This is a genomic window from Frankia sp. AiPs1, from assembly GCF_023716945.1.
In the GTDB taxonomy this organism is placed as follows: Bacteria; Actinomycetota; Actinomycetes; order Frankiales; family Frankiaceae; genus Frankia.
Genome location: NZ_JAMQQF010000381.1, coordinates 1 through 5,717, shown reverse-complemented (window position 1 = coordinate 5,717; position 5,717 = coordinate 1). Strand labels below are relative to the sequence as shown.

The following is a 5,717-nucleotide window of genomic DNA, read 5'->3' as shown; positions in this document are numbered from 1 at the left end:
GCCTGGCCGGGGGCGCCGGGCCGGTCGCGGGCGGCGGCGCCTTCACCGACCCGGCGGCCCGCACCGGCACGGGGGTGTTCACCGCGTTCGCCCGCGACCTCGCCGAGGCGTTCGGGGCCGCGCGGGCGCAGGGCCGGCGGCTGTTCGGCTTCGCCCAGCACGAGGTGACCACCACCTGGCTGGGCACGTCCACCGGCCTGCGGCTGCGGCACAGCCAGCCGACGGGCAGCGTCGAGTGGAACGCCAAGAGCGGCGCCCCCGGCGGCTCGGTGTGGCACGGACAGTCCACCCGTGACTTCAGCGACGTGGACGTGGCGGCGACGGATGCGGCGTTGCGCTCCCGGTTGGCCTGGTGCGAGCGTTCGGTGGAGCTGCCCGCGGGTCGCTACGAGACGCTGCTGCCGCCCTCCGCGGTCGCCGACCTGATGATCGACCTGTACTGGTCGGCCGCCGGCCGGGACGCCGCCGAGGGCCGCACGGTGTTCAGCCGGCCGGGCGGCGCAACCCGGATCGGCGAGGCGATCGGGCCGGCGGGGCTGCGGCTGTTCAGCGACCCCGCGGACCCGGAGCTGGCGACGACCCCGTTCGTCACCGCCGCGTCGTCGTCGTCGATGTCGAGCGTGTTCGACAACGGGCTGGCGCTCGGCGCCACCGACTGGATCCGCGACGGTGCGCTCGCCGCCCTCGTGCAGACCCGCGCCTCGGCTCGTGCCACGCAGAGCCCGGTCACTCCGATCATCGACAACCTGACCCTGGACGCGGGGGGCTCCGCGTCGCTCGAGGAGATGATCGCCTCGACCCGCCGCGGCCTGCTGCTGACCAGCCTGTGGTACATCCGCGAGGTCGATCCGGAGATCCTGCTGCTGACCGGGCTGACCCGCGACGGCGTCTACCTGGTCGAGAACGGCGAGGTCACCGGGGCGGTGAACAACTTCCGGTTCAACGAGTCGCCCGTGGACCTGCTGGGCCGCACGGCGCAGATCGGCGCGGCCACCCGCACCATGGCCCGCGAGTGGGCGGACTGGTTCACGCTCACCCGGATGCCACCGATGCGGGTGCCGGACTTCAACATGAGCTCGGTCAGCCCGGCGAGCTGACCGCCGGACCGCCCGTGGGCGTCGGCGCCGTCACAGGTAGGCGCCGCGCCCGAACGTCTCACCGCCGGGCTGCTGCTGCCCGCTCGGCAGCGCCCGGCGGCGCATCTCCTCGAGCTGGGCCCGGGCCGCCATCTGCTGGGCGAACAGCGCCGTCTGCAGGCCGTGGAACAGACCCTCCAGCCAGCCGACGAGCTGCGCCTGGGCGATCCTGAGCTCGCCGTCCGACGGGGTGTGGCCCTCGTCGAAGGGCAGCGACAGCCGCTCCAGCTCGGCCCGCAACTCCGGGGCCAGCCCGTCGGAGAGCTCGCGGATCGAGCTGCGGTGGATCTCCCGCAGCCGAACCCGACTGGCGTCGTCCAGCGGAGCGGCGCGCACCTCCTCCAACAACTGCTTGATCATCGTGCCGATGCGCATCACCTTGTCGGGTTGGGAGACCAGCTCGGCCACGGGGTTGCCGCCGGCCGCCTCGCCCTCCTGCTCGTCGGCCGGGGTCACCGACCGGGCCGGGCGGCCGAGCACCGTCTGCGGGTCGTCGTGGAGGGCTCCGTCGGGCCCGACAATCACGACGCGGGGTTCCGGTTGATCCGTCATGACCCCTATCCTGCCCCGTTCGGGCGCGCCACACGGCGCCGATACGGAGTCGGCCGCCCGGCCGTGGCCCGCCGCAACCCGGCCGTGAACGGCGACAGCCGGTTACGGCCCACCACCGTCAGTGCGGAATGGTGAGGATCACCTTGCCGACGTGCCCGAGATCGGCCACATGCCGGTGCGCCGCCACCACCTCGGTGATCGGGAGCACCCGGTCGATCACCGGTCTGATCGCGCCACGTTCCACCGCCGGCCAGAACTCGGCACGGACCCCGGCGATGATCTCGGCCTTCTCCGCGGCCGGCCGGGCCCGCAGCGACGCGGCATGCACCGCCGCCCGCTTGGTGAGCAGAGCCCCGAGGTTCAGCTCGCCCTTCGCCCCGCCCTGCAGGCCGATGACGACGAGCCGCCCGCCCACTGCCAGCAACGACACGTTGCGCGGCAGGTAGGCCGCGCCCATGTTGTCGAGGATGACATCCGCCCCGTGGCCCTCGGTGGCCTTGCGGATCACCTCGACGAAGTCGTCGTCCCGGTAGGACACGGCCACGTCGGCGCCGAGCTCACGGACCCTGGCCAACTTCGCCGCGGTGCCGGCCGTGGTGGCGATGACCGCCTCGGGCCGCAGCGCGCGGACCGCCTGGATCGCGAACGTGCCGATCCCCGACGCACCGCCGTGCACGCAGAAGACCTCGCGGTCGCGCAGGTCGGCGATGCCGAACACGGTCGAGAAGACGGTGGCCGCGACCTCGGGCAGGCCGGCGGCCTCGACCAGCTCGACGCCCGCCGGGATCGGCAGGAGCTGGCCGGCCGGCACGTTCACCCTGCTCGCGTACCCGCCGCCACCGAGCAGGGCGCACACCTCGGCGCCGACCTCGAACCCGGACACCTCGGGCCCGACCGCGGCCACCCGGCCGGAGCACTCCATCCCGATGATCTCGGACTCGCCGGCCGGCGGCGGGTAGAAACCCTGCCGTTGCAGCAGGTCCGCCCGGTTGACCGCAGTCGCGACCACGTCGAGGGCCACCTCGCCCGGCCCGGGGTCGGGCGGGTCGGCCACGCTGGACCAGGACATGACTTCGGGCCCGCCAGGGGCCGACACCGTCACCGCATGCACCCCCACACGCTACGACGGCACCTCGTCGGGGGTGAGGCCGAGCAGGGTCACGACGGGCTCGTTCATGGCCGCGTCCCGTTCATGGCCGCGTCCCGTCTGTGGCCGCGTCCCGCGCAGGTCTCGGATCAGACCGGTTCGGGCTCGGGTTCGGGGGTTGTCGGCGCCGGCTCGGTGTACGGCGAGGGTTCATGCGGCGCCGGGGGCAGATCCGGCGTGTCGGGCAGCAGCGGGCCCGGGTCGTCAGGAATCGGAGCATCCGGGTCGAGCGGCGGCGGCGAGTCCGGACGGTGCGGACGGACCCCGGCGCAGACCGCCCCCGGGCCTGCCGGGGTGATCCACTTCGCCATGGTCCACGGGCTGGTGCCCGTCGGAACGATCGACGTCGGGATGGTCGAGGTGAGCACGCTGGACATAGGACCCGCCGTACCCGGTGGTCGGTGCCGCGGAAACATCGTCCCAGCATCGCACCGACACCGACCCACCGATCCGAAGCCTCGCAACCCGCTCCGCTTGGCCAGGTCAGGATCGACAGATCACTGCACGGCCAACAAAAACATCACACGAACAACAAAAGCAACACCGTGACACACTCAATCAAACAACAAAAACTGCCAACCCACAACGATTCTTCGTTCGAGTGGCGGTGGGCCGCCCAGAAGGTTTGCCAGCGGGCTTATCCGCCCCCCGACCCGGATGGCGCCCAGGTCACAGCGGAGACGGCGGTCCGCGCGAGGTGCGGCGCCCGTATCGCCGTATTAACGGTACAGGAACTGATCAGCACTCAAGTGCCACGACAGACAGCAGATCCAGTCGCTACCGTCATATGCGCATCACCCTGAACTCTTGGTTCTCTGCAACCAGTCACAGACGACCACAGCATCGACTGTCTGGCCGGCGCCGGGGACGCGCCGGCCAGGACGGGCCCGGGGAGCGTGCCAGTGGAAGCGGTCGCGGCCGACGACGAGCACGAACATCCCCACAGACAGGCGGAGTTCCACGCGTTCTTCGAGAGCCATCATCGCGCGCTGAGCCGCTTCGCGTACCTGTTGACCGGCGACCACGACGCGGCCGACGACCTCACCGCGGAGGCGCTCACCGCGGCCTGGTCGAGCTGGGACCGGGTCCGTTCGGCCGAGCTGCCGCTGGCCTACGTCCGGCGCATCGTCGCCAACCTGGCGGCGGACCGGGTCCGCAAGGTTGTCCGCGAGCGGCGCGGACTGGCCGTGCTCGGGCAGCGCGCCGAGCGATCCGCCCCGGGGCCGGACGTGCCGGCGGTGGTCGACCTGCGCACCGCCCTGATGAGCCTGCCATCGGGCAAGCGGGCCTGCGTGGTGCTCCGCTACGCCTTCGACCTGTCGGAAGGAGAGACTGCCCGGACACTGGGCATCTCCGTCGGGACGGTGAAAAGCCAGACGGCCAAGGGAGTCGCCGAGCTCGAGCGAATCCTTAAGAGAGCCGAACCGCCGCCGACCGCGACGACCCAGCAGGAGGTGACCCCCCGCATGGCGCCCGAGCACCCCGAAACGTCCCACGGCGGCACGACCCGGCCGGGCGCCTCTCGGTTGAACGGCGCGCGCTCCGGCTCGGGCGAGTCACCCGGCGGGCGCGGCTCCGGCCAGTCCGACGAACCCGCCGGGCCCGACCGGTCCGCCTTCGCGTTGCGGCACGGGAAGGAACCGACCGCGGGGGCCGCCCTCACAACCGGACCCGGCCTGACAACCGGACCCGAGCTGACAACCGGACCCGGCCTGACGACGGGACCTGAGCTGACAACGGGGCCTGAGCTGACACGAACGGCCGGGTCGACGCCCGGAGCCGGTCGGCACCCCGGCGGCGAGCCGTTCCCGGAAGCGGGACGGCTGCCCGGTGCGGTGCCCCTGGCCCGGCCCGAGCCACTGCGGCGCGAACCCGTCCCCTGGCGCGGATCCGCCTCCGCCGTCGGGCGCCAACCACTGCCCCGGCACGAACGCGTCCCCGGCCCGGAACGGATCCCCGGCCCCGAAAGCCAGCCCCGGCCCGAACACATGCCCCCGACCGAACACGTGACCCGACTCGACGAAGCGGGCTGGCTCGAGCGACCTCGCAGGGCGGGTTCATCGACCTGGCCCGAGTCGCTGCCCTGGCCGCGACTGGCCTGGCCGGAACGACTGGCCTGGCCGGTGTGGCGGGTCGGCGAGGCGTAGATGACACCGAGCACGTCGGGGTTCCAGCAGCCCGACCATGAACCACCAGCCGGGTCCGGCCGGATGAGCGGCACCGGCACGCCGTTCCACGAGGAGCTGCGCGGCCTGCTGGGCACCGAGATGGCCCGCCACCAGCCCGACTCCGACCGGATCCGGCGCCGACTCGCGGCGGTCGTCGGACAGTCGCTGCGCGGGCCAGCCGTACTCCCGCTGCGCCAGCCGGGTTCGGTCTCCCCCTTCACCACCCGGGCGGCCGCCGGTCCCCAGGACCGCCCGGACGCCACCGTGGGGTCGAGGCCGGATCCCCACGCAGGCCCGCAGGACGCCCCGCCGGTCGTCGTCGGCGCGGGCTTCACCGCCTATGACGGCTCCGCCGCCTACGGCAATGCCGACGCCTACAGCGAGGCCGACGCCTACGGCGAAGCCGACGCCTACGGCGAAGCCGACGCCTACAGCGAGGCCGCCGGTGAGGCGCGCGCGGAATCCGGACTGTACGCCGAGACCAAGCCGTCCGCGGACGCCGAGATGAGCACGCCGGACGGCCTCGGCTCGCCGATCGACCTGGCCGGACCGCTCGACCTCGGCGAGCCCGCCGAGGAGGCGGACCGCCCCGGCTCGACGTCGCCCCTGCAAGTGGCGGCCCGCTACGGCACGCCGCGCGGACGCCCGTCCGTGGTGCTGCCGCGGCGGGGCCGCCACCCCCGGCGCACCCGGCCCGCAGGCGGTGCGCCGGGG

5 protein-coding genes and 1 pseudogene are annotated in these 5,717 nt (G+C 73.3%); 3 read left to right on the top strand and 3 right to left on the bottom strand.

Annotation, left to right across the window (positions count from 1 at the left end; genetic code table 11):
• Positions 1 to 1,097: metallopeptidase TldD-related protein (locus tag ND748_RS23410; RefSeq protein ID WP_251748116.1), on the top strand; the 1,097-nt coding region annotated here is incomplete at its 5' end.
• 30 nt (positions 1,098 to 1,127) lie between these two features.
• On the opposite strand, the gene ND748_RS23405 is transcribed toward ND748_RS23410, so the two are convergent.
• From ND748_RS23405 to ND748_RS23395, 3 genes are all read right to left on the bottom strand, one after another.
• A complete protein-coding gene (locus ND748_RS23405; RefSeq protein WP_251748115.1) occupies positions 1,128 to 1,688 on the bottom strand; it encodes a bacterial proteasome activator family protein in 561 nt (186 codons plus the stop codon).
• A 118-nt stretch (positions 1,689 to 1,806) separates the two neighbouring features.
• Positions 1,807 to 2,799 (bottom strand): NAD(P)H-quinone oxidoreductase, encoded by a 993-nt coding sequence (locus ND748_RS23400; protein WP_374216008.1) that lies wholly within the window; start codon positions 2,797 to 2,799, stop codon positions 1,807 to 1,809.
• Positions 2,800 to 2,924: 125 nt separating this feature from the next.
• The gene (locus ND748_RS23395; protein WP_251748113.1) at positions 2,925 to 3,212 is read right to left on the bottom strand and encodes a hypothetical protein; all 288 of its coding nucleotides are present in this window, start codon (positions 3,210 to 3,212) and stop codon (positions 2,925 to 2,927) included.
• A 519-nt stretch (positions 3,213 to 3,731) separates the two neighbouring features.
• Here ND748_RS23395 and ND748_RS23390 point away from each other — a divergent pair.
• Both ND748_RS23390 and ND748_RS23385 read left to right on the top strand, forming a co-directional pair.
• Positions 3,732 to 4,982, top strand: a complete 1,251-nt coding sequence (locus tag ND748_RS23390; RefSeq protein WP_251748112.1) for a SigE family RNA polymerase sigma factor — start codon at positions 3,732 to 3,734, stop codon at positions 4,980 to 4,982.
• A pseudogene (locus tag ND748_RS23385) lies at positions 4,983 to 5,717 on the top strand (hypothetical protein); the annotation flags it as partial.

Bases quoted from the DNA above. Each gene is read 5' to 3' on its own strand.
- ND748_RS23395 (WP_251748113.1), bottom strand. From the start codon at position 3,212: ATGTCCAGCGTGCTCACCTCGACCATCCCGACGTCGATCGTTCCGACG.
- ND748_RS23405 (WP_251748115.1), bottom strand. From the start codon at position 1,688: ATGACGGATCAACCGGAACCCCGCGTCGTGATTGTCGGGCCCGACGGA.